Annotated in this window: 16 protein-coding genes; 10 read left to right on the plus strand and 6 right to left on the minus strand. The window is 70.4% G+C overall.

What is annotated here, in order from left to right:
- Positions 1 to 20 precede the first annotated feature (20 nt).
- Complete coding sequence (locus IEX69_RS12615) at positions 21 to 1,403, minus strand: DUF1254 domain-containing protein (RefSeq protein WP_188760950.1); 1,383 nt, start codon at positions 1,401 to 1,403, stop codon at positions 21 to 23.
- A gap of 719 nt (positions 1,404 to 2,122) precedes the next feature.
- Here IEX69_RS12615 and IEX69_RS12620 point away from each other — a divergent pair.
- The 5 genes from IEX69_RS12620 to IEX69_RS12640 all read left to right on the plus strand — a co-directional run bounded on the left by IEX69_RS12620 (position 2,123) and on the right by IEX69_RS12640 (position 8,622).
- A complete protein-coding gene (locus tag IEX69_RS12620) occupies positions 2,123 to 4,129 on the plus strand; it encodes a LuxR C-terminal-related transcriptional regulator (RefSeq protein ID WP_188760952.1) in 2,007 nt (668 codons plus the stop codon).
- Between the two features lie 79 nt (positions 4,130 to 4,208).
- Complete coding sequence (locus IEX69_RS12625; RefSeq protein WP_085017689.1) at positions 4,209 to 4,415, plus strand: DUF8691 family protein; 207 nt, start codon at positions 4,209 to 4,211, stop codon at positions 4,413 to 4,415.
- 101 nt (positions 4,416 to 4,516) lie between these two features.
- Positions 4,517 to 5,008, plus strand: coding sequence for a DUF1269 domain-containing protein (locus IEX69_RS12630; protein WP_085017690.1), 492 nt, complete (start codon positions 4,517 to 4,519; stop codon positions 5,006 to 5,008).
- 46 nt (positions 5,009 to 5,054) lie between these two features.
- Positions 5,055 to 6,965 (plus strand): alkyl/aryl-sulfatase, encoded by a 1,911-nt coding sequence (locus tag IEX69_RS12635; RefSeq protein WP_085017691.1) that lies wholly within the window; start codon positions 5,055 to 5,057, stop codon positions 6,963 to 6,965.
- Positions 6,966 to 6,972: 7 nt separating this feature from the next.
- Positions 6,973 to 8,622: a SulP family inorganic anion transporter gene (locus IEX69_RS12640; RefSeq protein ID WP_085017692.1), complete on the plus strand. Its 1,650-nt coding sequence runs from the start codon at positions 6,973 to 6,975 to the stop codon at positions 8,620 to 8,622.
- Between the two features lie 370 nt (positions 8,623 to 8,992).
- Here the strand turns inward: IEX69_RS12640 and IEX69_RS12645 are convergent, their stop codons facing one another.
- Entirely contained in the window at positions 8,993 to 9,346 is a 354-nt protein-coding gene (locus tag IEX69_RS12645) for a winged helix-turn-helix transcriptional regulator (RefSeq protein WP_229756341.1), read from the minus strand.
- Positions 9,347 to 9,492: 146 nt separating this feature from the next.
- Between IEX69_RS12645 and IEX69_RS12650 the strand changes: the two genes are divergently transcribed.
- Positions 9,493 to 10,527 carry a zinc-binding alcohol dehydrogenase family protein gene (locus tag IEX69_RS12650; RefSeq protein ID WP_085017694.1) on the plus strand — a complete coding sequence of 345 codons (1,035 nt, stop codon included), beginning with the start codon at positions 9,493 to 9,495 and terminating at the stop codon, positions 10,525 to 10,527.
- A 39-nt stretch (positions 10,528 to 10,566) separates the two neighbouring features.
- The gene (locus IEX69_RS12655) at positions 10,567 to 11,079 is read left to right on the plus strand and encodes a YbhB/YbcL family Raf kinase inhibitor-like protein (protein ID WP_085017695.1); all 513 of its coding nucleotides are present in this window, start codon (positions 10,567 to 10,569) and stop codon (positions 11,077 to 11,079) included.
- A 2,026-nt stretch (positions 11,080 to 13,105) separates the two neighbouring features.
- On the opposite strand, the gene IEX69_RS12660 is transcribed toward IEX69_RS12655, so the two are convergent.
- The 3 genes from IEX69_RS12660 to IEX69_RS12670 are packed head-to-tail and all read right to left on the minus strand — an operon-like array spanning position 13,106 to position 14,572.
- Entirely contained in the window at positions 13,106 to 13,528 is a 423-nt protein-coding gene (locus tag IEX69_RS12660; RefSeq protein ID WP_229756342.1) for a GNAT family N-acetyltransferase, read from the minus strand.
- Between the two features lie 31 nt (positions 13,529 to 13,559).
- Positions 13,560 to 14,084, minus strand: coding sequence for a hypothetical protein (locus tag IEX69_RS12665; protein WP_085017698.1), 525 nt, complete (start codon positions 14,082 to 14,084; stop codon positions 13,560 to 13,562).
- Between the two features lie 26 nt (positions 14,085 to 14,110).
- Positions 14,111 to 14,572: a VOC family protein gene (locus tag IEX69_RS12670; RefSeq protein WP_217348648.1), complete on the minus strand. Its 462-nt coding sequence runs from the start codon at positions 14,570 to 14,572 to the stop codon at positions 14,111 to 14,113.
- Positions 14,573 to 14,741: 169 nt separating this feature from the next.
- On the opposite strand from IEX69_RS12670, the gene IEX69_RS12675 reads away from it, so the two are divergent.
- Positions 14,742 to 15,611, plus strand: coding sequence for an aldo/keto reductase (locus tag IEX69_RS12675; RefSeq protein ID WP_085017699.1), 870 nt, complete (start codon positions 14,742 to 14,744; stop codon positions 15,609 to 15,611).
- A 50-nt stretch (positions 15,612 to 15,661) separates the two neighbouring features.
- On the opposite strand, the gene IEX69_RS12680 is transcribed toward IEX69_RS12675, so the two are convergent.
- Positions 15,662 to 19,876: a discoidin domain-containing protein gene (locus IEX69_RS12680; protein WP_085017700.1), complete on the minus strand. Its 4,215-nt coding sequence runs from the start codon at positions 19,874 to 19,876 to the stop codon at positions 15,662 to 15,664.
- A gap of 265 nt (positions 19,877 to 20,141) precedes the next feature.
- Between IEX69_RS12680 and IEX69_RS12685 the strand changes: the two genes are divergently transcribed.
- Both IEX69_RS12685 and IEX69_RS12690 read left to right on the plus strand, forming a co-directional pair.
- Positions 20,142 to 25,022 carry a glycoside hydrolase family 3 N-terminal domain-containing protein gene (locus IEX69_RS12685; protein WP_174604356.1) on the plus strand — a complete coding sequence of 1,627 codons (4,881 nt, stop codon included), beginning with the start codon at positions 20,142 to 20,144 and terminating at the stop codon, positions 25,020 to 25,022.
- 103 nt (positions 25,023 to 25,125) lie between these two features.
- A complete protein-coding gene (locus IEX69_RS12690) occupies positions 25,126 to 25,398 on the plus strand; it encodes a hypothetical protein (protein WP_085017702.1) in 273 nt (90 codons plus the stop codon).
- The last annotated feature ends 109 nt before the right edge of the window (positions 25,399 to 25,507 follow it).

Here is a 25,507-nt window from a genome sequence, read left to right on the forward strand (position 1 = left end):
GCCGGGGGTTGGGTTGGGGGTCATCCGGCGGTGACATCGCCGGGGCGCCAGGTTCCGTCGAAGGCCGGCTCGGTGGGGCCGTAGAGGCGCAGGTAGGCGAACCAGCCGCGCCCCGGGATGGTCTTGATCCAGCGATCCGGCCCATCAGCGGGTTGCTCGGGGCCGAAGCGCAGCGTGATCTCCGTCGCGTCGGGCGCGGCAGTGAGTTCGAACAGGGAGCGGAGCGCTGCGAGGTTCTGGTCGGTGAGGATCTGGCTGCGGGTGAGGGCGTCGTAGACGGTGACCGACCAGAACAGCGCGGCCGGGGCCGGGAGCGGCACGGTCAAGGTGTAGTCGCGCGCTCCGTCGAGGTACTCGCCCTCGCGATCGTGGGCTGTGAACCAGTAGAGGGAGCCGCCACCGGCGCGGCGGCGGAACATCGCCGGTGACGTGGCGATGGCCTGGAAGAACCAGGTGTCGCGCGCATCCACGTCGACGTGGCCGTCGATCAGGAAGTCGGCGTTCTCCGGACGCAGGGTCACCCACTCCCACTGGCGGTCGTCCCAGACAACCCGGTCCGGTCGACGGTCGGCCAGGGACTGCACCCGCATCTGCGCGTCGGCCTCGACCGCGGCGCGGGTGAGCAGTTCCCGGGCGCGGTCGTCGGGCGCGAAAGGCTTGCCCCGTTCGATGCCGAGCGCGGCGAGCTCGCCCTCGTAGGCGACGTCGCCCGCCCGCGGCGGCTCGTCCTGCAGCGCCTCGTGCAGGGTCTCCCAGAAGTCGAAGCCCGCCTCCACAGGCACCGCCGAGGTGTCCTGCGGGGCGCCCGACATGTCGAGCCACTCCGGCTCATCCCAATGCACGTCCTCCGCCAGAGGATGCACGCGCACGGTCTTCAGCAGCTCGATCGCGGCGGCGACGTCGCCGTGGAGGGGCACGCCGCGCAGGCCCACGAGGATCTTGAACGACTGAGCCTGAGCGAGATGGAACCCGTCGGGCAGCTCTCCGTCGTATCCGGGCGGCAGGATGACGTACCGGCCTCCCTTGCCGCCGTCGCGGCCAGGGATGCCCATGTCGGTGATCCAGCTCTGGTCGTAGTTGAGCACGGCACCGAAGATCACCCCGGCGGGCACCTCGACGACCATCGGCCCCACCCGCAGATCGAGAAGCGGGCCGGCGTAGGGGGTGTCGGAGTTGAGGGTGAACCCGGCCTGCTGCGGGCGGGTGTCCATGTAGCCGAAGACACGATTGACCTGCACGCCCACCTCGGCCTGCCCGGTGAAGATGCGGGCACCGGAGACGAGCGGGAAGAAGTGCTTGTAGCAGACCACCGCCCGGGCGAGGTCCGCGGCGTCGTACGCGGATGCGATGGTGTCCGGATCGGGAAATCCGCCCGTGAATCCCGTGGACTCCTGATCGCTCATCTGTCGTCTCCGTCCTGAGTGTCTTCCGTGAATGGCTCGAGCGGGAGGGTTGCTCCGATGATCGCGCGCATTGTCATCGTTCCTCTCGATCTGGGAGTGCGGCTCCAGTGTCGGCTCGGCTGAGATCGCTCGCCTCACCCGGTTCGGGCGATCTGGTGGAGGTACGTCTGGTCGGTGCTTCTGTTCGGCTGCGGGCGTTGCTACGGTGAGGGTGTCCCGAGTGTTGTCACGAGTGTGCGACGAGTGGGGTGGGGATGGTGGCGAACAGGGCGGGGGCGCCGTTCGGTCAAGTCGGATCGCGAAGCCTGTTGGCGAGGTCGAGGCTGCTGGCGCCTCTGCACGATCTGGTGGTCGGATCGGCCCGGATCGCTGCGGTGTGGGCTCCTGCAGGAGCGGGTAAGACAGTTCTCCTGCAGCAGTGGACGACGCGGCTGCGAGCGGGGGGCTTCGACGTCCGCGCCGTGGATGGTCCGCCCTCGTCCTGGGGGCATGTGGCCGCGGATGTCGACCCGGTGTTCCTGTTCCTGGACGACGCGCACACGGCAGCGTCTTCGGGTGTTGAGGCGCTCCTTGCGGCTGCGGCGACGCAGGAGCGGGTCCGAATTGTTGTCGCGGGTCGATACGCTCCCGTCCGATCCACACTCCCCTTGGCCGCGCGCGGCCTGCTGCGGGAATTGCGGAGTGGGGATCTCGCCTTCACTCGGGAGGAGACCGTCGCCGTGGCCGGCCTGCACAGGCTCACGTTGACCGAGCCGCAGCTGGATGCCGTGGAGACCCGGTTCGGCGGCTGGTGCGCCGGGGTCGCCTGGGTGATGCCCCTGCTCGAGCAGGCCGCGAACAGAGAGGAGCAGCTCGCTCGTCTCGTGCATGACGGACGCGCGATCGGCGAGATGCTGACCGCCGAGCTCCTGGCCGGGTGTGACGAGGATGACGAGCAGCTGCTGCTGGACGCGGCGGTGGACCGCTCGGTGCCCGCCTCGCTGGTGAGTGAACTGGCCGGGCGGGCGGACGCGATGTCGAGACTGTGGCGTCTGGCTCACCGCGTCACCATGATCAGCGTCGACGACGATGGGGTGCGATTCGATCCGGTGGTGTTCGAGGTGCTTCAGGCTGAGGCCAGACGCCGGAACCGGGCCCGCGTCTTGACGGCACACGGTGTGGCCGCGCGCTGGTACGCCCGTCACGGAGAGCCCGGGCAGGCACTCTCCCATGCTGCTCGCACTGGCGACCAGACCGTGATGGCGTCCTTCGTCGACAGATTCGCGCTCGATCTGGTGCTGGCCGGAGAACGAGACGATGTGCTTCGTCTGCTGGAGGCCACGGACCGGGAAGACCCGCCCCTGTCCGTTCTGGTCACGCGACTGCTGATCGAGGTCCCCTACCCGGATGCGATCAGAGCCGGTCACCTGTTCGACGCTGCGGAGACGGCAGCGTCAGCGACGGCCTACTCCCCCTGGCACGTCCTCCTGGCCGCGCTGGAACGCTTCCGCCCTCCCATCCCGGGCGCGGGGAGCGCGTCCCGCCCGCTGGTGCCGTTGAACGACGGCGAGGCGCGGGAGATGCGTCGTCGATCCCTTCCGGTGGACCTGGTGTGCCTGGGGGCGGAGGCGTGGGAGCAGGAGCGGGCTGGAAACGCGCGGGACGCCATCCGTCTGCTGGACGCGGTCGCGGAGAGTGCGAGATCGGCGGGGCTGGCATGGTTGTACCTGCAGGTCGCCGAGCTGGCGGTGACGGTGGCCGTCCGCTCCGGCGACTGGGACCGTGCACGTGTCCTCGAGGACGACCTGGCGAGCTTCGCGGAACGGCCCCAGCCTGGTCTGCTCGGTCGGGTGCGAGACGGAGCGGCGATCGTTCGAGCCGCGCGCCGCTACCAGCAGGCCCTGCCCGTCGATGACGACGAGCTGAGCCGGGTGATCTCCGGTGACCGCAACTCGGCCGCGACAGGACTACGCGTCCCTGCCCAGATGATGCGACTGCTGCCGCGACTTGACGAACCGGCCGATGCAGGCCGCGCCGTGGAGACCGTGACGGAGCTGCTGCGTCACTCGGGACGTCGCTATCCCAGGTTGGTCGGCTGCTCCCTGCTGCGACTGGTCGACCACTACGTCGCCGCCGGAGACCGAGACACCGCCGAGGACGTGACCGCCTTCGCCGCCGATGTGCTCGGTGCTGGCGCTCTCGAACTCGATCTCGCTCGTCACATCCTGGCTGGCAGGGACGAGTCCACTGCGGCTGCTCTCCTCGCTGCGCTCGAGCGCTCGCACCGCGCGTGGCATCCTGGCGCGCCCGTGGGAGCGTGGCTGCTGCTGGCCGAGAGCACCTCGCTGGCCCAGGGCGGCCTGCGACACCGGTACCTCGCCAAGGCGGTGAGCAGTTCGCGTCGCCACCGCACCATCCGGCCGTTCCTGGCGCGCTCCTTCGCCGGGGCTCGGCTTCTCGCCGAGGCACCGCCCGCGAGCCGCACCGACTCGTGGTCTGCGCTGATCCTGGAGAGGACATCGGGGTGGACGGATGCGATCAGCTCCACGCCTCCGCTGACGCTCACCGCCCGGGAACTCGACGTGCTGCAGGATCTCCCCACCCATCACGGCATCGCGGCGATCGCGGCTCGGCACCACCTGTCGGTGAACACCGTGAAGACGCACCTGAGGTCGATCTACCTCAAGCTCGACGTCAACGACCGAAGCGGCGCCGTGGACCGGGCCCGGCGCGAGGGAATCCTCTGAACGTCACCCCTTCCGGGTGAAGCGGGGCCCGCTCCCTGAGGTCAGACTCGCTGGCAGGACGTCGACGCGGGGAGGACCCATGACTGCGAAGCAGTACGAGATCCGGCTTCCTCACGCCCTGTCCGACATCCTCGCCGAGGCCTTTCCCGAGATGGACGCCGTCGCCGTAGGGCCGTCCTCCACCCTGCTCATCGGCCCGGTCCAGGACCAGAGCGAACTCCACGGCCTACTGGCCCGGATCGCGGACATGGGCATGGAGATCCAGGAGGTCCGGCAGCAGCCGTGACACATCGCCCGTTCAGGGTGATGCACGCTGACCAGGCCGCCGACGAGGATCGGTGTCACCAGACAGCAACACCCGGGACACCCCGGTGGGAGGGACACATCATGGCCGATCTGATCGTCATCGCATTCGACTCCGAGACGGACGCCGAGGGCGCCTACAACCAGGTCCAGCAACTGCAGTCCGACCTGATCGTCGAGCTTGCCGGCCTGGCCCTGGTCAAGGTCGACGCCGAGGGCAAGACCAAGGTCGAATACCCCGGAACTGTCGGGAAGATCGGTGTCGGCGCTGCCGGAGGGGCCCTATTCGGGACGCTGATCGGCATCCTGTTCTTCGTGCCCTTCGCGGGCCTGGTTTTCGGCGGTCTGTTCGGCGCTCTGTTCGCCGGGCTGGACAAGACCGGCCTGGATGCGGAGTTCCGAGACCGGGTCAAGTCCACCGTCACCGCGGGGAAGTCGGCCGTCGTCGTCTACGCCGTGAAGCTCACCGAGGACAAGTTCGCCGCCGCGCTCGCCCCGTACAACGGAACCGTGGTGCAGACCTCGCTGTCGCAGGAGGACGAGCAGGAGCTCATCCACGACCTCGGGCAGCGCTGACCGCCGCCCGTCGCGTTCGAACCTCTGAGCAGAAGGATGATGATCGATGACTGATGTCGACGAGCTGGCCCCGAAGCCGGCGACCGAGCACACGGCCCGCGTGAATGCGGAGGCGCTGAGGTCGCTGCCGCTGGCCGACCGGCGGGACTACGACGACGCCCAGCGTGGCTTCGTCGCCACCCTGGACGACCCCGTGATCCTCAACGCTGCCGGGCGTCCGATCCACGACGTCACCGACCACGATTTCATCGCGGAGTCCGAGGACGCGCCCGATACCGTGCACCCGAGTCTCTGGCGTCACGCCCGAGTGAACCGCTACCACGGACTGTTCGAGGTCGTTCCGGGCGTCTACCAGGTTCGCGGACTCGACCTCGCGAACGTGACCATCGTGGAGAGCGACAGCGGCATCATCGTCATCGACCCGTTGAGTTTCACCGAGACCGCTCGAACAGCGCTCGAGCTGTACCGGAAGCATCGCGGCGACAGGCCCGTGAAAGCCTTGATCTACACGCACAGCCACGCCGACCACTATGGCGGGTCGCGTGTCGTGGTCGAGGGCCAGGACGGCGTCACCGTGATCGCGCCAGAGGGGTTCCTCTACGAAGCGGCAGCGGAGAACGTGTACGCCGGCAACGCCGACATCCGGCGCAGCTTCTACATGTACGGCACCCTGGTGCCTCCCGGTCCTCGCGGACAGATCAACGCGGGCCTGGCGAACAGCCTGGCGGTGGGTGGGAGCAGCACCCTGGTGCCACCCACCGACCTGATCACGACCACCGGCGAGCGACGGGTCGTCGACGGAGTCGAGATGGTGTTCCAGATGGCCCCGGGCACCGAGGCGCCGGCGGAGTTCCTCATCCACTTCCCCGGACTGCGGATGCTCGCCGCCGCGGAGGACGTCAACCACCTGATGCACAACCTCCTCACTCTCCGCGGAGCGCAGGTGCGCGACGCCGCGACCTGGTGGAAGACACTGAACGAGACCCTCCAGCTGTTCGGCGACCGCATGGACGTGATCGTCGGGCAGCACGGGTGGCCTCGCTGGGGCAACGCCGACATCCGGGAGTACGTCGAGAACCAGCGCGACCTATACAAGTTCATCCACGACGAGGTGCTGCGCCTGACCAATCACGGCTACACCATGGTCGAGATCGCCGAGCAGCTGACCCTGCCGCCCGGTCTCGACGAGCAGTGGTACAGCCACGGCTACTACGGCAGCCTCAACCACAACGCCAAAGCGGTCTACCAGCGCTACCTCGGCTGGTACGACTCCCACCCCGCACACCTCCACGCGCTCCCTCCCGAGGAGGCCGGCGCACGGTACACCGAGTTCATGGGCGGCCCCGACGCGGTCGTCGAGAAGGCCCGCGTCTCATTCGATGCCGGCGATTACAGGTGGGTGGCCGAAGTGCTCACCCACGTGGTGTTCTCCCATCCCGACCATCGGGAGGCCGCCCTGCTGCAGGCAGACGCCCTCGAACAGCTCGGCTACCAGTCCGAGAACGGCACGTGGCGCAACGAGTATCTCGCCGCCGCACTCGAGCTGCGCCACGGAGTGAGGGACCTCGGCAGCGTCGAGCTCGCCACCCCCGACGTGTTCGCCGCGATGACGCCGGAGATGATCTTCGACTACGCGGGGATCAAGCTCAACGGCCCTGCCGTGTCCACCGTCGACGCCACCATCGGCTGGACCATCACCGATGCACCCGACGGTCCAGCAAACTACCTGCTCGAGCTGCGCAACGGGGTGCTGATCTACACCGCGGGCGCACCGCTCGACGCCGTCGACGCGCGAGCATCCTCGACGAAGGCGAAGCTCGCCGAAGCGCTCTTCGGACGCCACGGTCTGCCCTCCCCCGACGACGGCATCGACGTCGAGGGCGACCGAGCCACGCTCGAACAGCTCTTCTCCTCGCTGGACGACTTCCCCCTCTGGTTCACCATCGTGCAGCCCTGACCACCCCATGACACGTCCCCTCGCCGGGCTCACCTGGCGCAACGCCGGCCGGGAGATCCTCGCCGGCGTGACACTCCTCGCGATCGCCGTGCCGCTGAACATCGGCTACGCACAGATCGCCGGGCTACCGCCCACGGCGGGCCTCTACGCTCTGGTCGTCCCAGCGGTCGTCTATGCCCTGGTGGTGTCCTCCCGGCAGGTCGTCGCCTCACCGGACGCCGCCGCTGCCGCGCTCGTCGCCTCCTCGGTGGGTGGGCTGGCGGTAGCGGGCAGCGCCGACTACGCCATCATGGCGTTCGCGCAGGCGATCATCAGCGGCGTGCTCTTCGTCCTGGCCTCGGTGTTCAAGCTCGGCTTCCTGGCGAGCTTCCTCTCCAAGCCCATCCTGGTCGGCTTCGTCGGCGGCCTCGCCCTCGACATCCTCGTCAGCCAGATCGCCAAGATGCTCGGCGTGAAGATCGACTCCGGCGGCGAGTTCGTCGACAAGATCGCCGGCCTCATCACCGGGCTGGGGGCGATCAACGGCTGGTCGGTGGCCATCGCCGCCGCCTCGATCGCCGTCCTCGTCGTCGGTCGACGCATCGCCCGGATGATCCCCTGGGCCCTTCTCGTCCTCGTAGTCACGACCGTGATCGTGGTCACCACGGGCCTGGAGCAGAGCGGGGTCGCGGTGCTCGGCCCCGTCGAGGCAGGACCACCCAGCCTCACCTGGCCGATCCTGGACTGGGGAACTTGGCTGGCGCTCGTCCCCTCGGCGATCGCCCTCACCATGGTCACCATGGCCGAAGGCCTGCTCGTGGCCCGCAGCTACGGCGACAAACGCGGCTACCGCACCCAACCCAACCGCGACCTCCTTGCCTTCGGCCTCGGCAACATCGCCTCGGGCGCCACCGGCGGATTCGCCGTCGGGTCGTCCACGTCGCGCACGGCCGCCATGGACCAGGCCGGGTCGCGCACCCAGCTGCCCTCCCTGGTGGCCGCGGTCGGCACTCTGCTGCTCCTCGTCTTCGGCACCGGACTGCTGGAGCACATCCCCTCACCCGCGATCGGCGCCGTCGTCGGCGTCGCGATCCTCCCGCTCCTCGGCATAGGCGAGTTCCGCCGACTGTGGCGGCAGGATCGGTTCGAGTTCGTCATCGGCGCCGTCTGCTTCCTCGCCACCCTGTTCATCGGGGCGATCCCCGGCATCGTCATCGCCTTCGTCCTCGCCCTCGTCAACCTCGCCAAACGCGCCTCCACCCCGGCCATCGACGTCCTCGCCCCCGATGGCGAACCCGGCTCGTCACTGCTCGACCCGGCACCCGCCGGCACCGCCACCGCACCCGGCGTGGTCGTCATCCGGCTCGCCGCACCCCTCTTCTTCGCCAACGGCTCCGTCTTCAGCGACGCCGTGCAACGCGCCGTGACCACCGCACCCGACGTGCGCCACGTCGTGCTCGACCTCGAGGCCGTCACCGACATCGACGTCACGGGCGCCGAGACCTTCGAGACGCTCACCCGCTGGCTCACCGACCGGCACGTCTCCATCGCCTACAGCAGACCCCGTCAGCAGATCATCGACCGGATGCGCACCCTCGGACTCATCAGCGACGAACCGATCTACCGCACCAACCGCGAAGCCCTCACCGCACTCAGCGCGCAGGCCGAGAACCCGTGACGCTCACGAAGTACACGGGACGCATGCTGGGGTTGACGATCTCGCCGGATTCCGGCTTCCGATACCCCCGTGGAGGCTGGTGGTCGCAACGCCGACGGCGCGCAGCGACAGAGCCCCCGGCCCCCTCAGCCGACGACCCGTACGAGGCGTACCTCGCGTGCGCTGCAGCAGGCAGACCCCCGATGGCCTCGCCGGTCATGCTTCCCCAGGCCACGGACGATGTGCCCGAGGATTCCGTCTCTCCCCCCCCCGGGTGTCATCGGCCACAGCCTGAGTCGGACCGCATGCGACATGACGTCAGTTAGCGGCCATCGAAGGCGTGACGAGGGCACCGGCCAGCGTGCGAGGGGTGGAGCCGGAAAGTGTGTATTCAGTGACGACCGACGTTGTCATTGACCCACTCGCGGAGGTGTGCCAGCGGAGCCGCAGCGGAGACGCCCCTCTCGGTGAGTGTGTAGACGACCCTGAGGGGCACTTCGGGATAGACGGTTCGAGTGAGGAGCTCGGCTTCCTCTAGTCGTTTGAGTGTGGAGGAAAGCACTTTGGGGCTCACGCCGGGGAGTTCGCGTTTCAGCTCTCCAAACCGCATCGGGCCCTCTTCCAGCAGTCCGATGGTCAGAGCCGACCACTTGTTGGCGAGCAGATCGAGCATCTCGCGGCATGGGCATGCGGCGGCGTAGACGTCATTTCGGTCGCAGGTGTCGGTGTGATCCACGGCTGTCACGCCATCACGTTACGACGAGGAACGCGATTCCCGAAATGAACCTGGTTACAAGTGGGTACCAGGGTCTGGAATGGGGTGACTGTGGTTACCGTCGGGTAACTCGGTGCCCTTGCGGGTAACCACCGTGTGGATTCGAGACTGTCGTCATGACATCTGAGACGCTCACTTCTGCCATCGGGTTCACGCATCCTGGTCCGACCTCCGATGAACGCAGCTTCGTCGCCGCCAGGATCGCGGCCCCCACGCCGGGGCCCCGTGACCTGCTCGTCTCCGTCCGCGCGACATCGGTCAACCCGGTGGACGTGAAGGTGCGGGCTCACTCGCCCGCGACGAACGGGTTCCGAATCCTCGGCTTCGATGCTGCGGGCATCGTGACCGGGGTCGGTGAGGACGTACAGGGTTTCTCCGTAGGGGATGAGGTCTACTACGCAGGGGCTCTCGACCGTCCCGGCAGCAATTCTGATCTTCAGCTCGTGGACGAGCGGATCGCGGCCAGGAAGCCGGAGTCACTGGCCTTCGCGGATGCGGCCGCGCTTCCGTTGACCGCGCTCACCGCCTACGAGGGACTCGCCGACAAACTCCACCTCACGGCGAGCAGCGAGGGGACCCTGCTCATGGTCGGCGGTGCCGGCGGCGTCGGATCCATGGTCATCCAGCTCGTCCGAGCGCTGTACCCGGGGATCCACGTGATCGCGACTGCGTCGCGACCGGAGAGCGCGAAGTGGGTGCGCGACCTGGGCGCTCACGATGTGGTCGATCACCACGGCGACGTCGTCGCTCAACTCGGCCAGGCTGCACCGGAGGGGGTCGACTGGATCTTCACCACGAACTCGCACGGACAGCTTCCGACCTACGTCTCGGTACTGAAGCCCTTCGGGCAGATCGTCGCCATCGATGACCCGACCCACGTCGACGTCGTCACGCTGAAGTCGAAGGCGTTGACCTGGCATTGGGAGTTCATGTTCGCACGGTCGATGCACCACGCCGCAGACATGGACCGGCAGGCTGCGATCCTCTCCCACGTCGCCCAGCTCGTCGATTCCGGCCTCATCCGCAGCACCGCGACGACGGTCCTGGTCGGTCGGACCGTCGAGAACCTACGACGAGCTCACGAGCTCGTGGAGAGCGGGAGCGTCATCGGCAAGGTCGTCCTCACCGATCTCGACGAATCTCGGCGCTGACCCAGATCCCTCATCACAACGACACAAGAAGGAGTCATCATGACCACCACCTCAAGCCCGATCAGCACGCTCGCGGTGACGAGCACCGACATCGAAGAGGGAGGTCGATTCGGCGCAGCACACTATTCCGCCATGTTCGGAGTGCCCGGGGGAGAGGACCGCTCCCCGCAGCTGAGCTGGACCGGAGCGCCCGAGTCGACCCGAAGCTTCGTCGTCTCCGTCCACGACCCCGACGCCCCCACGCCGTCCGGCTTCTGGCACTGGATGATCGCGGATCTCCCCGCGACCACCAGGGAACTGCAGGCAGGCCTTGGTCAGCCTGAGGCTCCGGCCTGGACCGTGAAGAACGACGCCCGCGCAGCGCAGTTCATCGGGTCGGCCCCGCCTGTGGGCAGCGGCCCGCACCACTACGCCTTCACCGTCTACGCGCTGGATGTCGCGAGCATCAAGGAGCTCGGACTCGACGAGGAAGCGACTCCCGCGTTCGTCACCTTCAACATCCTCCCGCACATCGTGGCTACTGGAACGCTGACGGTGATCGGGGAGCGGTAGCCTCACGACGAACCCACCGGGCATCGCCGATGCGCGATGCCCGGTGGGTTCCCTAGACGTCGGGACGTCAGCTCAGAGATGCGCGGCGAAGACGAGAGGGCTCCATGGTCGGACTCCGTGGGACTGCGCAATAGCCCGAGTGAGGATCGCTACTGGCGCCATCGCCGAGCTCAACGATCTTCCCGGCGAGTTCGTCAGCAGCAGCACATCTGTTCGGGGTCGCGGCAACGCCCACTAGCGATGAGACTCACGAATCACCATCCATCGCTTCGTGACCTTGACGACTTCATCATCAGCTGTGATCGTCCGCAGCTTTCCGTCTGGCCGTTCCCAGATAAGCGTGACGGTGAGAGTGACACCACTGAGAACCATGGCTAGTCCCCTGGAAGGTATGCCCCTGATCGGATCGCTAGGCACCCACATACCACCGAACGATGACCAAGGCGCACATGCCCCATTATTGCCCGGACAAGAGCAATGATCATCGCGAGCAACGCGAGGGCTGCAGGCAGAGCGGACCACTGAGATGTAGCCCGTGGGCGTTTGCGGTCTGGCATCTTGAGGGGCCTACCTCGATCGAGTTCGTTCGGTATCCACGGGTTATTGCTTACGATCCGAACAGCGGGCGTCGGCGGGGGGGGGGGGGGGGGGGGGGGGGGGGGGGGGGGGGGGGGGGGGGGGGGGGGGGGGGGGGGGGGGGGGGGGGGGGGGGGGGGGGGGGGGGGGGGGGGGGGGGGGGGGGGGGGGGGGGGGGGGGGGGGGGGGGGGGGGGGGGGGGGGGGGGGGGGGGGGGGGGGGGGGGGGGGGGGGGGGGGGGGGGGGGGGGGGGGGGGGGGGGGGGGGGGGGGGGGGGGGGGGGGGGGGGGGGGGGGGGGGGGGGGGGGGGGGGGGGGGGGGGGGGGGGGGGGGGGGGGGGGGGGGGGGGGGGGGGGGGGGGGGGGGGGGGGGGGGGGGGGGGGGGGGGGGGGGGGGGGGGGGGGGGGGGGGGGGGGGGGGGGGGGGGGGGGGGGGGGGGGGGGGGGGGGGGGGGGGGGGGGGGGGGGGGGGGGGGGGGGGGGGGGGGGGGGGGGGGGGGGGGGGGGGGGGGGGGGGGGGGGGGGGGGGGGGGGGGGGGGGGGGGGGGGGGGGGGGGGGGGGGGGGGGGGGGGGGGGGGGGGGGGGGGGGGGGGGGGGGGGGGGGCGGGACGCGGCACCCTCGAACGTCAGTGAGTCAATCGACGCGATGAGGAACAGCTCCGCTGCCACGATTGAGCCGGGCGTCGGGGGCTCGTCGCGATCCCACGCCGCGACCAGATCGATCTCGAACCCCATGCAGGTGACTCGCGCGCTGAGGAAGCGCGTTCCGGTCACCGTGTTCCGACGTAGGGTGGCCTCCACGACGGTCCCGTTGAGCCGGGCCTCGGCAGAGGGATCCGTTCCGTCGCCGAAGAGCCCCCACGGAATGAATGACTCGGCCGCCATGCGTTCCGTCCTCTTCCGCACGGTGTCCAGCTGATGTTCGGGGGCAACCTCGTCGTCCGCGGTGGCGGGATCGAGCAGGCTGTACGGCGATCGGGAGTACGCCGTCCTGTCGTCGAAGAACTCCGCCGTCCGCGCGAACCCGGTGACGGCCGCGGTGCCCGACCACTGCTCGTCGGTCGCAAGGGCTCGGCGCTGCTCGAGCTCGAAGCCCATGACCGTCATCTGCGCCCCTGCGGAGTCGAGCACGTCGCCGACGACGACCTTCGTGCCGACCGTGCGGCAATTGCGGAGCAACACCCCGGGCCGGCCGGCGAACGAGGGTACGAAGGCGACGAGACGGTCTCGCAGTCGGTCGAAGGTCAGACGCGCTCCGCTCGGGTCCTCCCAGCGGAGAACCTCGACACCGTCGGCCGTGCCCAGCGGTCGGGCTGAGTGGGCGAGTCGCCCGACGGTGGTCAGGAGCTCGGCTCGGCCGGCGGAGTCGAAACCGATGCAGCCCAGAGTCGAGGTCACGTAGTCAGCATACGGACTCGACGCAGCGCACCATCCGCTACAAGGAACCGGCCTACGCCCGAGCGGGGCGCGCGCCCGGGCGGACCATCGCGGTGCTGTCCGGGGCCGCGAATCCGAAGCCGCGGTACAGGCCGTGGGCGTCTCCGGTGAAGAGCGTCCATCGGAACGCTGCGCCGGGGCCGTCCTCGATCATGGTCTTCACGAGGAGCTTTCCGATTCCCCGGCCCCGCTCGTCCGGGTCGACGATCACGTCGGCCAGGTAGGCGTCGTTCACCCCGTCGGAGACGGCTCGGGCGAAGCCGAGCTGCGCTCCGGTGAGGCTGTCATAGACGCCGACGACCCGCCAGGCGGTGTCCACCTGCTGGTCGATCTGCTCGCGGGTGCGCCAGCGGTGCCAGTACGCCTCCGTCGACAGCATCCGCCAGATCCACTCGCGGTCGAGGCGCTGCGGATCGACGTCGACGGAGTAGCTCACCCCCAGAGTCTGCCACCGCCCGCGTGGGCGATCAGGTGCTCTTCCCCTCGAGCTCGTCGAGCAGCGCGTCGAGGGAGTCGAACTCGAGCGCATCCTCGTCGTCCTCGTCCTCATCCTCGTCGACGCCGAGCTCATCGAGCTCGAGGTCGGCGCCGAGCTGCACGCGGACGTGGGCCGCGAGGGGGTCGCCGGGCACGGGGAACGACAGCAGGTACGCCTCCGGCACGACCGCCACCCACGCGAGCACGAGGTCCTCGCGCGTCAGGAGGCGTCCGGCGACGGGACCGACCTCCTCGACGATCTCCCCGAGGAGGTCGCTCCATCTCTCGCGGCTCAGCGCGAGGAACGCCCTGGCCGCTGCGATGAGGGATGCGGGGTCGACCGGGGAGTCGTCGGCATCCTCGAGGTCGGGGTCCGGGTCGAGGTTGACCGACACGTCGTATCCCGCCGCGTCCAGCCGGGCCGGGCCGCGCACGACGCCCTCGTCCTCGACGGGATCGGAGAGGAGCCCTGCCGCACGCACCGCGCGCAGCAGGGCGGAGGCCTGATCGTCCATGGTGTTCCTCCGGTGGTGGTCGGCGCTCAGCGTGCGCGCTCGTCGTCGGTGGTGAAGCCGGGGCGGGCGGTGCGCTCCTCCAGGGTCTCGAGCTCCTGGAAGAACGTGACCTGCCAGCCCGACGGGCCCTGCACCCTCGCGTTGGTCGTCCGGAACGGCGTCTCCGTGGGCGGGGCGAGCAGCTCGGCGCCGGACTCCTCGGCGGCCGCAACCGCATCCGCGGTGTCGGGCACCTCGAGGGCGATCCGGAGCGTCGGTCCCGGGCCCTCGCTCGTCGGCGCGTTCTCCACGGCGTCGATCGCGCGCACGTGGGTACGGGTGGCGAGCTCGATCGTCGCGATCCCGGCGTGCAGGATCGAGATGCGGTCGTCGCCCTCGGTGGCGAACGCCGGCTGCTCGGGCATGCCGAGGACGTCGCGGTAGAAGCGGACCGCCTCGTCGAAGTCGTCGGTCTCGATGATCAGGCGGAGCTGGCGCGGTGCTGTCATGCCTCCACTCTGCACGACCGGGCGACGCCTCCGGGTGATCGGCCTCGAGAGCGGCGTGGATGTGACACTCGTGGTGGTCTCGGAGCGTGCGAACCCTCCACGACTGTCACATGCGCTCCCGGCCTCATCTGCCCGGAATAGCGTCAGGCCCCGCCGGGTTGGGCTGGGCATGGCAGAGACGACCGACATCACCGCATCCGCATCCGGCACCTTCACCCTCGGCGGCGACCTCCCCGTCCACCGGCTGGGCTACGGGACGATGCAGCTCACCGGGAAGGGCGTCTGGGGCTGGCCCGAGGATCGCGAGGGCGCCGTGCGCGTGCTCCGCCGCGCGGTCGAGCTGTGCGTGAACCTCATCGACACCGCCGACGTCTACGGTCCCTACGTGACGGATGCGTTCATCCGCGAGGCCCTGCATCCCTACGCCGACGATCTCGTCATCGCGACCAAGGTGGGCTTCACCCGCCAGGGCCCGGGTCAGTGGACGCCGGTCGGTCGCCCCGAGTACATCCGGCAGCAGACCGAGCTGAACCTCCGCAACCTCGACGTCGAGCGCATCGACCTCCTGCAGCTGCACCGCATCGACCCGAAGGTCCCCGTCGAGGAGACGGTCGGCGAGCTGAAGGCCCTGCAGGACGAGGGCAAGGTGCGCCACATCGGCCTGTCCGAGGTGTCGGTGGAGGAGATCGAGCGGGCTCGTGCGGTCGCCGACATCGTCAGCGTCCAGAACCTCTACAACCTCACGAACCGGAAGTCCGAGGACGTCCTCGACTACGCCGCGGAGAACGGCATCGCGTTCATCCCGTGGTTCCCGCTCGCGACCGGTGAGCTGTCGGGGCCCGGCAGCGTGCTGTCGTCGATCGCCGCCGAGCACGGATCGACGCCGAGCCAGCTCGCCCTCGCCTGGCTGCTGCGGCGCTCGCCGGTGATCCTCCCGATCCCCGGGACGAAGTCGGTCGAGCACCTCGAGGAGAACGTCGCGGGTGCGGCGATCACGCTCACCGACGAGGAGTTCGAGCGCCTCAGCGCCCTGTCCTGAGCGGATCGGGCGAGGGGTCGGCCGTCATCCGGCCGGCCCCTCGCGTCGTCTCAGCCCTGCTGGGCCCGGCGACGTCGGGTCACGGCGAAGGCGATGGCCCCGGCCACGAGGAGTCCGAGCGCACCGGCGAGCGACCAGCCGATGACCATGCCCGTGGTGGCGAGGTCACCCGCGTCGTTCGACCCGGTCGAACCCGCGCCCGCGGATCCGCCCGAGCCTGCAGAACCGCCGGATCCGCCCGTGCCACCCGTGCCGCCCGAGCCTTCGCCGGGAGTGGTGGGAGGCGTGGTGGCCTCGGCCGCGACGACCCCGGAGAAGTCGCGGACGGACGGCGAGCCGACCCCGTTCGACGCGGCGACCGTGAAGGCGTAGGCGCCCGCGGTCGTCGGCGTCCCGGAGAACGCGCCCGTCGCGGCATCGAGCACGACACCCGCGGGGAGGGCTCCGGCGACGACCGCGTAGGTCGGGGTCGGGGTCCCGTCCGCGCTCAGGTCGCCGGTCGCCGCCTGGCCCACCGTGAGGTCCGACAGCTCGCCCGAGATCGGGCCCGGGGCGGCGTCGTCGACCGCGCCGGGCGCGAGCACCCGCAGCGCCACGAGGCCCGGGTCGCCGTCGGCCCACGTGGTCGACAGCGCCACGTACCGCGCGGTCGCGGCGACCTCGACGGACCCGTGCGTGGTGCCGGCCTCGATCGTGCCCACCTCGGTGAAGGTGAGCCCGTCGTCGCTCACCGACACCGTGGCGCCCGGGGCGTCGGCGCCGTCCCACAGCGTGGTGACGGTCCCGATCGGATGCGCGGCGCCGAGATCGGTGACCATCCGGCCATCGGGCCCCGGCGTCCAGGACGTCGTGCTGTCGCCGTCGACCGCGAGGGACGGCGCGGTCATCCCGGCGGGCAGCACCGAGCCCGGGAACGTGAGCGTGCTGAGCGCGAGATCCGGGACGGGGAACGGCGTCGCGCCCGGGAACGTGGCCGCCCCGGCGACGGCCGTGCCGCCCACCGGCAGCGACTGCGTCTGCCCGGTCTCGACGTTCGTGACGTCGACCGTCGCCGCAGCAGCGTCGGCCGCGGCAGCGGCAGCGGAGACACCAGCGGCAGCGACGCTCATCGTGCGCCCGTCGGCGACCGACACCGCGAGGCCGTCGGCGGCCGAGGCGGCGATCGTCGCACGCGGGGCGAGCACGACCGCGCTCCCGGCGGGGACCGTCACCGCGAGCGAGGAGGAGTCCGCGCCGAGGGTCTGGTCACCGGCGAAGAGCGAGACGGTGTCGCCGGTGTAGGGCACGGTGATCGTGCCCGACACGTCCGCGTCGGTGAGGTTGAACGCCGTCAGGTAGCCGTCGAGCGAGCTCACGAGGAGGCCCGGCGCGTCGGTCGTCGGCTCGGCGGCCGAGTCCTGGGCGGCGGTCGCGGCGGAGTCGCCCGGCACCATCTCGACGAGGAACGGCTGGTCGCCGCCGCCGAGACGCACCGCGTTGATCGAGGGGTCCTCGGTCGAGACGGTGATCGGCGCCTGACCGCCGCGGACCACGAAGCCCGCCTCGTCCTCGACGTTGATCCACGAGCCCTCGGTCGAGGCGATCTGGTCGCCGGTGTAGCGGTAGCTCGCCGCGTCCGTCCAGGTCTCGCCGTCGAGCGAGGTCTGGATGCGGTACTCGCGGCCCGCCGCCGACTCCCAGGCGAGCTGCACCTGGGCGATCGAGGTGGGGGCGCCGAGGTCGACCTGGATCCACGAGTCCGGGCGACCGCGGTCCGCCTTCGAGACGGCCCAGCGCGAGGTGCCGTCGGCGTCGGTGACGGCGGAGGCCGGCTTCGTCGGGTCCTCGCTGGAGGCGGTGGCGGGCTTGCCCGCCGCGGCGTTCGTACCGGTCGAGGTGAGCGCCCGGAGGGTGTAGAGCGAGTAGCCGTACGCCGAGTCGCCCTGCACGCCCTGCATCCGGATGAAGCGGGTGTCCACCGGAGCCGGAGCGGGGGCGCCCGGGGGCGTCAGGTCGATCGTGTCGACACGCGCCGCGTTCGCGTCGGCGGAGCCGGTGAACGCGGTCTGCGTGGTCCAGGTCACCCCGTCGGACGAGGTCTGGACGAGGTAGCGCTCGCCGGCGCTGGCTTCCCAGGCCAGGCGCACGGCCCCCACGGTCTGCTCGGAGCCCAGGTCGACCTGGATCCACGAGTCGGCGCGGGTGCGCTGGTCGGTCGCCACGGCCCAGCGCGACCCGGGGTTCGTGTCGGTCACGGTCGAGGCCGTCCTGCCGCCCTTGGCGTCCTCGCTGGAGGCGGTGGCCGGCTTGCCGGCAGCCAGGTCGGTCGAGGCCTCGGAGCCGGATCCGTAGGCGTGCAGCGAGTACAGCGAGTAGCCGTACTTCGGGTTGCCCTGCTGACCCTGGATGCGGACGTAGCGCGCCGAGACCGGATCGAACGAGAGGTCGTCGATCCGCGCGGCCTGGGCGTCGACCGGGTCGGCGGGGACGGTGACCGGGAGGGTCGCCGTGGTGGCGCCCTCGGCCGTCGTGTACGTGCGCGACCCGTCGAGCCCGTCGTATCCGGAGAGGTCGAGGTTGCGCACGGAGACCGTGCCGTCCTGCCAGCCGGCGCCGGTGGAGGCGTAGATCGCGGACCCGGTCGGCAGCGTCACCTGGCCGGCGTATCCGTCGCCGATCCTGAACACCGAGGACGTGCCCTCGAACCCGTCGCGGGGGTCGGTGTAGGTGGTGACGCGGCGGTCGTCGACCGTGGCGCCGCTCGTCGGGTAGAGGAACGGGTTCGAGCCGGACAGCGCGAACAGCCAGGAGTCGTGCGAGGGCACCCACGGGAACTTCAGGAAGCCGGGGTGGCTCGAGGCCGCGGCCCACGCATCCGGGGTCTGCTGCACGGTGAGGCCGGGGCCTGCGCCGTAGTCGCGCACTCCGGAGAGGCGGTCGAAGAACTCCTCCTGCGGGGTGGGCTGCACCGGACCGTCCGCCGACTCGGCGGCCTCGACGTGGAGGAGGTAGGAGATCGCGATCTCGGCGCGCGCCTCCGGCTCGTACTTCGGTTCCCCGGAGAACTTCGTCAGCCGGTCGGTGGGCGCGTAGGCCTGGTACTCCTCGAGAGCGCCGGCGAGGTTCGCCTCGGCGCGGGCGGCGTCGGGGTCGCGCAGCACCTGCCCGAGGAAGGCGATCGGCAGCACGTCGCGACCGTAGAGGTACTCGCGGTCGGCGACCATCGGCATGAAGGGCTCGCCCTGGTCGCTCATGACGAGCTTGATCGACTCCCACAGCTCGGCCGAGTTGGGCTGATGGGTGAGGAAGTCGGGGATCGGCTGGTCGTTCAGGATGAACTGGATCGCGTTGCGTCCGCCCGAGCGCCAGATGTCGGACTGGTAGTGCGGACCGAACGAGCCGTGGTTCTCGACCAGGTACGTGTCCCAGATGGTGTGCATCGTGTTCGACGAGATCGGCTTGCCCGCGACGATCGCGGGGTTGTTCGCGTCGGCCGTCGGCTGTCCGGCGGCGTTGCGCGCCCAGTCGCCGAGCTGCTCGGCCCAGCGCCCGGCATCCGGGTCGTTCGGGGCCCACGCGAGACCCGGGGTGAGGGCCTGCGTGTAGACGCCCGACTCCTCCTGGGCGGTGTCACCCTCGTACTTGCCGGTCGGCCAGTCGGCCGTCCACGAGCCGGAGCGGGGGTCGTCCCCGTAGTCCAGGTCGGCCGTGTAGGAGGACTGACCCGTGGCGATGGTGACCAGGTTCTGCTGGGTCTGGGCGTCGAGCTGGTCCCACATCAGCCGGCCGGCGTCGAGGAAGTAGGACTGGAAGGTCGAGTCCCAGAACAGCTGCTGGCCCCAGGTGCCCTTCGGGTCGACGAAGCGGTTCTTCGCCGCGTAGTAGCGGATGGTGCTGATCGTGCGGGCGCGGAGCTCGTCCTTCGAGATACCGGCGATCGAGGCGTCGTAGTCGCCGTGGGTGAGCAGGACGGCGTTGCCCAGCACGACCGCGAAGTTGAAGTCCTTCGACTGGTAGGCGTTGATCGAGGCATCCCACACCGTGTTCGTCCAGCGGGTGTGGCGCAGGAGGGCCGCGTAGTACTCGGCGGCGGTGTCGTCCGGGGCGCCGTACGCGGCGGGGCCGGCCACGGCCGCGGTGCTCGAGGGCGCGGCCGATGCGGCCAGGGCCGGGCCGGTGAGGGCGACGACGGGGGAGCAGAGCGCGGCGGCCGTGAGGAGCGCGGCGGCTCTGCGGAGCGGAGCCCTCCGTCGCGTGCGAGCTCGTTCGGGTCGGTGGGCTGCCACGGTGACTCCTTCGCCGGTGATGGCCGTGTGTCGGGGAGCTTCGCCTGGGCGGGTGGGCCGAAACGGTTGTGACATCGTTGTCAGACGAAGGATGACTTCGACGGTATTGGATGGCCAGTCGCTCTGTCAAACGTTGTCATCCGCCATCCGCAGCCTTGACCGCACCGGGTCCGGATGACAAGCTTCTCGAACGACCCCCCGGATGCGTCACACGCGTTCAGGGGGTTCCGTTCGCCGTTGAACGGACAGTCATGAAGGAGTGACAGTGACTCTGCTCGCCCCGCGGCCCGCCGCATCCCGCCCCGACTCCCGCCGTCGCCTCCGCTCGGTGCTCGCGACGAGCGTGGTCGCCGCCCTCCTGGGCGCAGGCCTCGTGGTGGGCCAGACCGCCACCGCGACCGCGGCGGATCCCGATCTCGCCCGGAGCGGCACGACCACGGCCTCCGCCTCGCAGAACGACAAGGACGGGAACTTCCCCGCCTCGAACGCGACCGACGGTGACGCCACCACCCGCTGGGCCAGCGGCAACGGCCCGGATGAGGACACCACCTTCACCGCCACCCTCACCAGCGACCTCGGGTCGGATGCGACCGTCACCGGCGTCGAGATCACGTGGGAGGCCGCGTACGCGACCGCGTACGACGTGCAGGTCGCGTCGGCGAACCCCGACGACCCGGCCAGCTGGAGCACGGCGGCGAGCGTCACCGACAGCGACGGCGGCACCGACCAGGTGACCTTCGCCACGCCCACCGACGCCCGCTACGTGCGTGTCGCCATGCTCAAGCGTGTCGCCTTCACCTGGGAGGCGCCCACCCTCCACTACTACGGCTACTCGATCTTCACGTTCGCCGTGCGCGGCAGCGTCACCGTGCCCTCGGTCGGCTTCGACGACCAGAGCATCGAGGTGAGCGCGGGCAGCGATGCCACCGCGAACGTCACGCTGAACAGTCCCGCCGCCACCGACCAGACCGTGCGCGTCCAGAGCACCGACGGCAGCGCCGTCGCGGGCACCGACTACACCGCCGTCGACACCACGGTCACGATCCCCGCCGGGGAGACCTCGGTGCCGGTCACCGTCCCGACGGTGTCGCAGGGCGCCCTCGCCCCCGTGCGGAGCTTCACGCTCGCGCTGTCCGACCCGTCCGACGGCATCACGCTCGGCACCCGGAGCACCGCCGTCGTCACGCTCTCTCCGAGCGGCGACCTGCCGAACGACGGTGCCCGCACCGTTCTCCAGGGCTTCGAGTCGGGCGTCCCCGCCGACTACTCCACCTGGGCGAGCAACGACACTCTCAAGCCGGCGCTCACCACGACGGTCGACGACGGCATCCCCGGCGCCTCCACCGACAACCACGTGCTGGTCGCCACGGTGTCCGGCGCACCCGGCGCGAACGACTGGTTCGGCTTCACGAACGACACCGCCGCTCAGGACTGGTCGGCCGCCGACGGGTTCGGCTTCTGGTTCCTCGGTCAGGGCACCGGCAAGACGCTGAGCTTCGAGGTGAAGTCGAACGGGCAGCTCTTCGACAAGAACGTCGTCGACGACTCGGTCGGATGGCGGCAGGTGAACGTGCTCTTCGTCGACCTGCGCCTGAAGGGCAACCCCTCCGACCCGTCGCGCTTCGAGCCCGGCGCCTCGACCGGCTTCGCCGTGACGCTCACCGGCCTCGGCGCGGGAACCTACCGCTTCGACGACTTCGCGATCTTCGAGCGGGCCACGACCCTCGAGGACTTCCAGGGCGACGTCCCGCTGAGCACCTCGGCCGATCCCGTGGGCTTCTTCACCTGGGGCAGCGCCGAGAACCTCGTCACGATGGACGTCACGGCGCAGGAGCGCGGCGATGTCCCCGACAACAGGGTGCTCTCGGGGAACTACCTCATCCCGGCCGGCGGATACGCCGGGTTCAGCGACAACCTCGCGTCGTCGCAGGACTGGAGCTCGTACCGTGGCCTCCGCTTCTGGTGGTACGCCTCGCAGGCCAGCAACCCGGCCTCGCCGACCGCGGGCGACGACATCAAGGTCGAGGTGAAGGACGGCGGCCCCGACGGCGAGCACTCCGAGCTGTGGACCACGACCTTCAAGGACAACTGGGGCAGCTCCACCAGCCGCTGGAAGCTCGTCGAGCTGCCGTTCAGCGCCTTCACGCCGGGCAGCTACCAGCCCGGCAGCGCCGAGACCCAGAACGGCACCTTCGACCTGACGAAGGCGTGGGGCTTCGCGATCACCTTCACCCCGGGCAAGGCCACCAGCACGGGCTGGGCGGTCGACGACGTGCAGCTCTACGGCACCCCGCAGCAGGCCGCGAACCTCACCGTCGACACGACCAAGGACGTGTACCTGCTCGACCGCGGCCAGACGGTGCAGGTCGGAGTGACGCTGAACACCTCCGACGGCGAGGCGCTCACGGAGGACGTCACCGTCAGCTACGGACCCGGGACGGGCACCGCCGAGATCGGCACCCACGTGGGGGCGTTCGGCGGTGAGCTCACCTTCCCGGCGGGCACCGCATCCGGCCAGACGCAGACGTTCGAGGTGACCGCGCTCACCACGGACGCCGCGGGCGACCAGGCGCGCAGCATCCCGATCGAGCTCGACGCCGACGGCGCCCAGCTCCCGGCGAGCCCGCCGAAGGTGGTCGTCAACGCGTACGGCCTGCCCTACCTCGACTCCTCGCTCCCGGTCGCCACCCGCGTGGCCGATCTGATGAGCCGGATGAGCCTGTCGGAGAAGGTCGGGCAGATGGCGCAGGCCGAGCGCCTTGGCCTGTCCTCGCCCAGCCAGATCGCCGACCTCGGCCTCGGCTCGATCCTGTCCGGCGGCGGATCGACCCCGGCGCAGAACACGCCGGAGGCGTGGGCGGACATGATCGACGGGTTCCAGGAGCAGGCGCTCTCGACGCCGCTGCAGATCCCGCTCCTCTACGGGGCGGATGCGGTGCACGGGCACAGCAACGTGCTCGACGCGACGATCTTCCCGCACAACATCGGACTCGGCGCCACGCGCGACCCGGCCCTCGTGCAGCAGCTCGCGCAGGACACCGCCGTCGAGACCAAGGTGACGGGCGTGAACTGGGCGTTCGCACCGTGCCTCTGCGTCGGGCTCGACGAGCGCTGGGGCCGCACCTACGAGTCCTTCGGCGAGGACCCGGCGCTGGTCTCCACCTTCGCGGCCCCGAGCATCGTCGGGCTCCAGGGCGACGACCCGACCGACAAGTCGGGCACCGACGAGGTGCTGGCCTCGGCCAAGCACTGGGCGGGTGACGGCGGCACCGCCTACGACCCGTCGAAGGTCGGGAACGGCTACCCGATCGACCAGGGCCTCACGCACTCGCCGTCGCTCGACGACTTCAAGACGGAGTTCGTCGCGCCGTACATCCCGGCGATCGACTCCGGCGTCGGCACGATCATGCCCTCGTACTCGGGCGTCGACATCGGCGGCACCGGCGACATCCGAATGCACGAGAACACGGCGCTCAACACCGACCTGCTGAAGGGCGAGCTCGGCTTCGACGGCTTCCTCATCAGCGACTGGGAGGGCATCGACAAGCTGCCGGGCGGCACCTACGCCGACAAGGTGGTGCGTTCGGTGAACTCGGGCCTCGACATGGCGATGGCGCCCTACAACTTCGGCGCCTTCATCACGAGCGTCGAGAACGCGGTGACCGTCGACAAGACGATCGCCCAGAGCCGCGTCGACGACGCCGTCAGCCGCATCCTCACCCAGAAGTTCGAGCTCGGCCTGTTCGAGAACGCGCTGACCGACCGCAGCACGGCCGACCAGTTCGGCGGCGCCGAGCACCGCGCGGACGCTCGCCAGGCCGCGGCGGAGTCGCAGGTGCTGCTGAAGAACGACGGCGTGCTGCCGCTGGCCAAGGACGCCTCGATCTACGTCGCCGGCTCGAACGCTGACGACCTCGGCAACCAGATGGGCGGCTGGACGATCTCGTGGCAGGGCGGCTCCGGCCCCACCGCCACGACGGGCACCACGATCCTCGCGGGCATGCAGCAGGTGGCGCCGGATGCGGAGATCACCTACTCGAAGGACGCGTCGGCCCCGATGGACGGTGACAGCGTCGGCGTGGTCGTGGTCGGCGAGACCCCGTACGCCGAGGGTCAGGGCGACGTCGGGAACAACGGGAAGAGCCTCTCGCTCAGCGACGCCGACCGCTCGACCATCGACAAGGTCTGCGGGGCCATGGAGTGCGTCGTCCTCGTCGTCGCGGGACGGTCGCAGATCGTCACCGACAAGATGGACGAGATCTCCGGCCTCGTGGCGTCGTTCCTCCCCGGCAGCGAGGGTGCCGGAGTCGCGGACGTGCTGTTCGGCGACACCCCCTTCACCGGTCGCCTGCCGCTGACCTGGCCCGCCTCGGCCGACCAGGTGCCGATCAACGTCGGGGACGAGTCGTATTCGCCGCTCTACGCCTACGGCTGGGGTGAGCGGACGGATGCGCCGCGCGCCCGTCTCGAGGCGCTGGTCTCGTCGCTGCCGGCAGGGGCCGCTCAGGATGCGGTGCAGGCGCTCGTCGACGCTCCCGTCTGGGACGCCTCGGGTGCGGTGACGGACTCGGCGGAGGCCCGCGTGACCGCGGCGCAGCTCGCGGCGGACGCGGCAGCTCAGCTCGTGCCTGGCGCGGGGGCCGTGTCGACGAGGGCCGCGGCGCTCGCGGCGGTCGACACGTCCACGCTGTCCGCGTCCGACACGCTCGTCTCGGTGATCCGCGACCTGGCGCAGGACGCGATGGTGAACGGCACCGCCGTGACGGGCGACGCGTCGGCGGGGATCACCGCGGATGCGGAGCACGTGCTGCTGAGCGGTGACCCTGTCGAGGCCGTGCGCCTGCTCGCCTCGGTGTTCGGGGTGACGGTCGTCGACCCCGGCACCGGTCCCGGAACGGGCCCCGGAACGGGCCCTGGTACGGAACCTGGCACCGGTCCCGGTGCAGGCCAGCCCGGTGCGGGCTCGGGTGCGGTCGGCGTCGGCAGCGGCTCCGCGTCGAGCTCGAACGGCGACCTCGCGAGCACGGGCAGCCAGGCGCTGCTGATCACCCTCGTGGCCCTGATCGTCCTCGCCGGTGGAGCTGCAGCGGTGTTCGTCACCCGCCGTCGTCGACGCGGTCCGAGAGCCGACGGCGCGAGCGAGTAGCCACCGGGACGCCGGTCCGGCGGGCAGAGCAGCCCGCCGGACCGGCGTCTCCGCATCCGCTACCAGCCCCGCCCGTCCCCTGGCGTTCAGCAGATAATGGGGTATGTCCTCCACCTACGACGGTCGCCGCACGAACCCCAGCGCCTGGGCCGCCTTCTGGCTGGGCCTCGTCGGCCTGCTGCTCATGCCGATCCCGCTCTTCATCGGCCTGATCCTGGGCGGCGGGCTCTCGATCGTCGCCGCGGTGTTCGCGGTCATCGGCCTCCTGAAGGGCCTCGCGCGGGGCGGCAAGGGCATCGCCCCCGTCGTCTTCGCCGCGATCTTCGTCCTCCTCACCTGGGGCGGCATCTCGATCGGCGGCGGCATCGTCTGGTGACGCCCTCCGCGTCCTGACGTCCTCCGCCCGCTGACTTCGCCGTCCCACATCGCCGATCGGCGGTGCCCCGCCGAAGAGATCGGCATGTCTGCCGATGGGCGCCCTCGGA

The sequence above is a fragment of the Cnuibacter physcomitrellae genome (genome assembly GCF_014640535.1).
GTDB classification, from domain to species: Bacteria; Actinomycetota; Actinomycetes; order Actinomycetales; family Microbacteriaceae; genus Cnuibacter; species Cnuibacter physcomitrellae.

What these genes read in the sequence shown, in the direction of transcription:
- IEX69_RS12670 (WP_217348648.1), bottom strand. Translation starts at nt 14,572, where the DNA reads ATGACAGCACCGCGCCAGCTCCGCCTGATCATCGAGACCGACGACTTC.
- IEX69_RS12630 (WP_085017690.1), top strand. Translation starts at nt 4,517, where the DNA reads ATGGCCGATCTGATCGTCATCGCATTCGACTCCGAGACGGACGCCGAG.
- IEX69_RS12635 (WP_085017691.1), top strand. Translation starts at nt 5,055, where the DNA reads ATGACTGATGTCGACGAGCTGGCCCCGAAGCCGGCGACCGAGCACACG.
- IEX69_RS12690 (WP_085017702.1), top strand. Translation starts at nt 25,126, where the DNA reads ATGTCCTCCACCTACGACGGTCGCCGCACGAACCCCAGCGCCTGGGCC.
- IEX69_RS12650 (WP_085017694.1), top strand. Translation starts at nt 9,493, where the DNA reads ATGACATCTGAGACGCTCACTTCTGCCATCGGGTTCACGCATCCTGGT.
- IEX69_RS12655 (WP_085017695.1), top strand. Translation starts at nt 10,567, where the DNA reads ATGACCACCACCTCAAGCCCGATCAGCACGCTCGCGGTGACGAGCACC.
- IEX69_RS12625 (WP_085017689.1), top strand. Translation starts at nt 4,209, where the DNA reads ATGACTGCGAAGCAGTACGAGATCCGGCTTCCTCACGCCCTGTCCGAC.
- IEX69_RS12675 (WP_085017699.1), top strand. Translation starts at nt 14,742, where the DNA reads ATGGCAGAGACGACCGACATCACCGCATCCGCATCCGGCACCTTCACC.
- IEX69_RS12615 (WP_188760950.1), bottom strand. Translation starts at nt 1,403, where the DNA reads ATGAGCGATCAGGAGTCCACGGGATTCACGGGCGGATTTCCCGATCCG.
- IEX69_RS12665 (WP_085017698.1), bottom strand. Translation starts at nt 14,084, where the DNA reads ATGGACGATCAGGCCTCCGCCCTGCTGCGCGCGGTGCGTGCGGCAGGG.
- IEX69_RS12640 (WP_085017692.1), top strand. Translation starts at nt 6,973, where the DNA reads ATGACACGTCCCCTCGCCGGGCTCACCTGGCGCAACGCCGGCCGGGAG.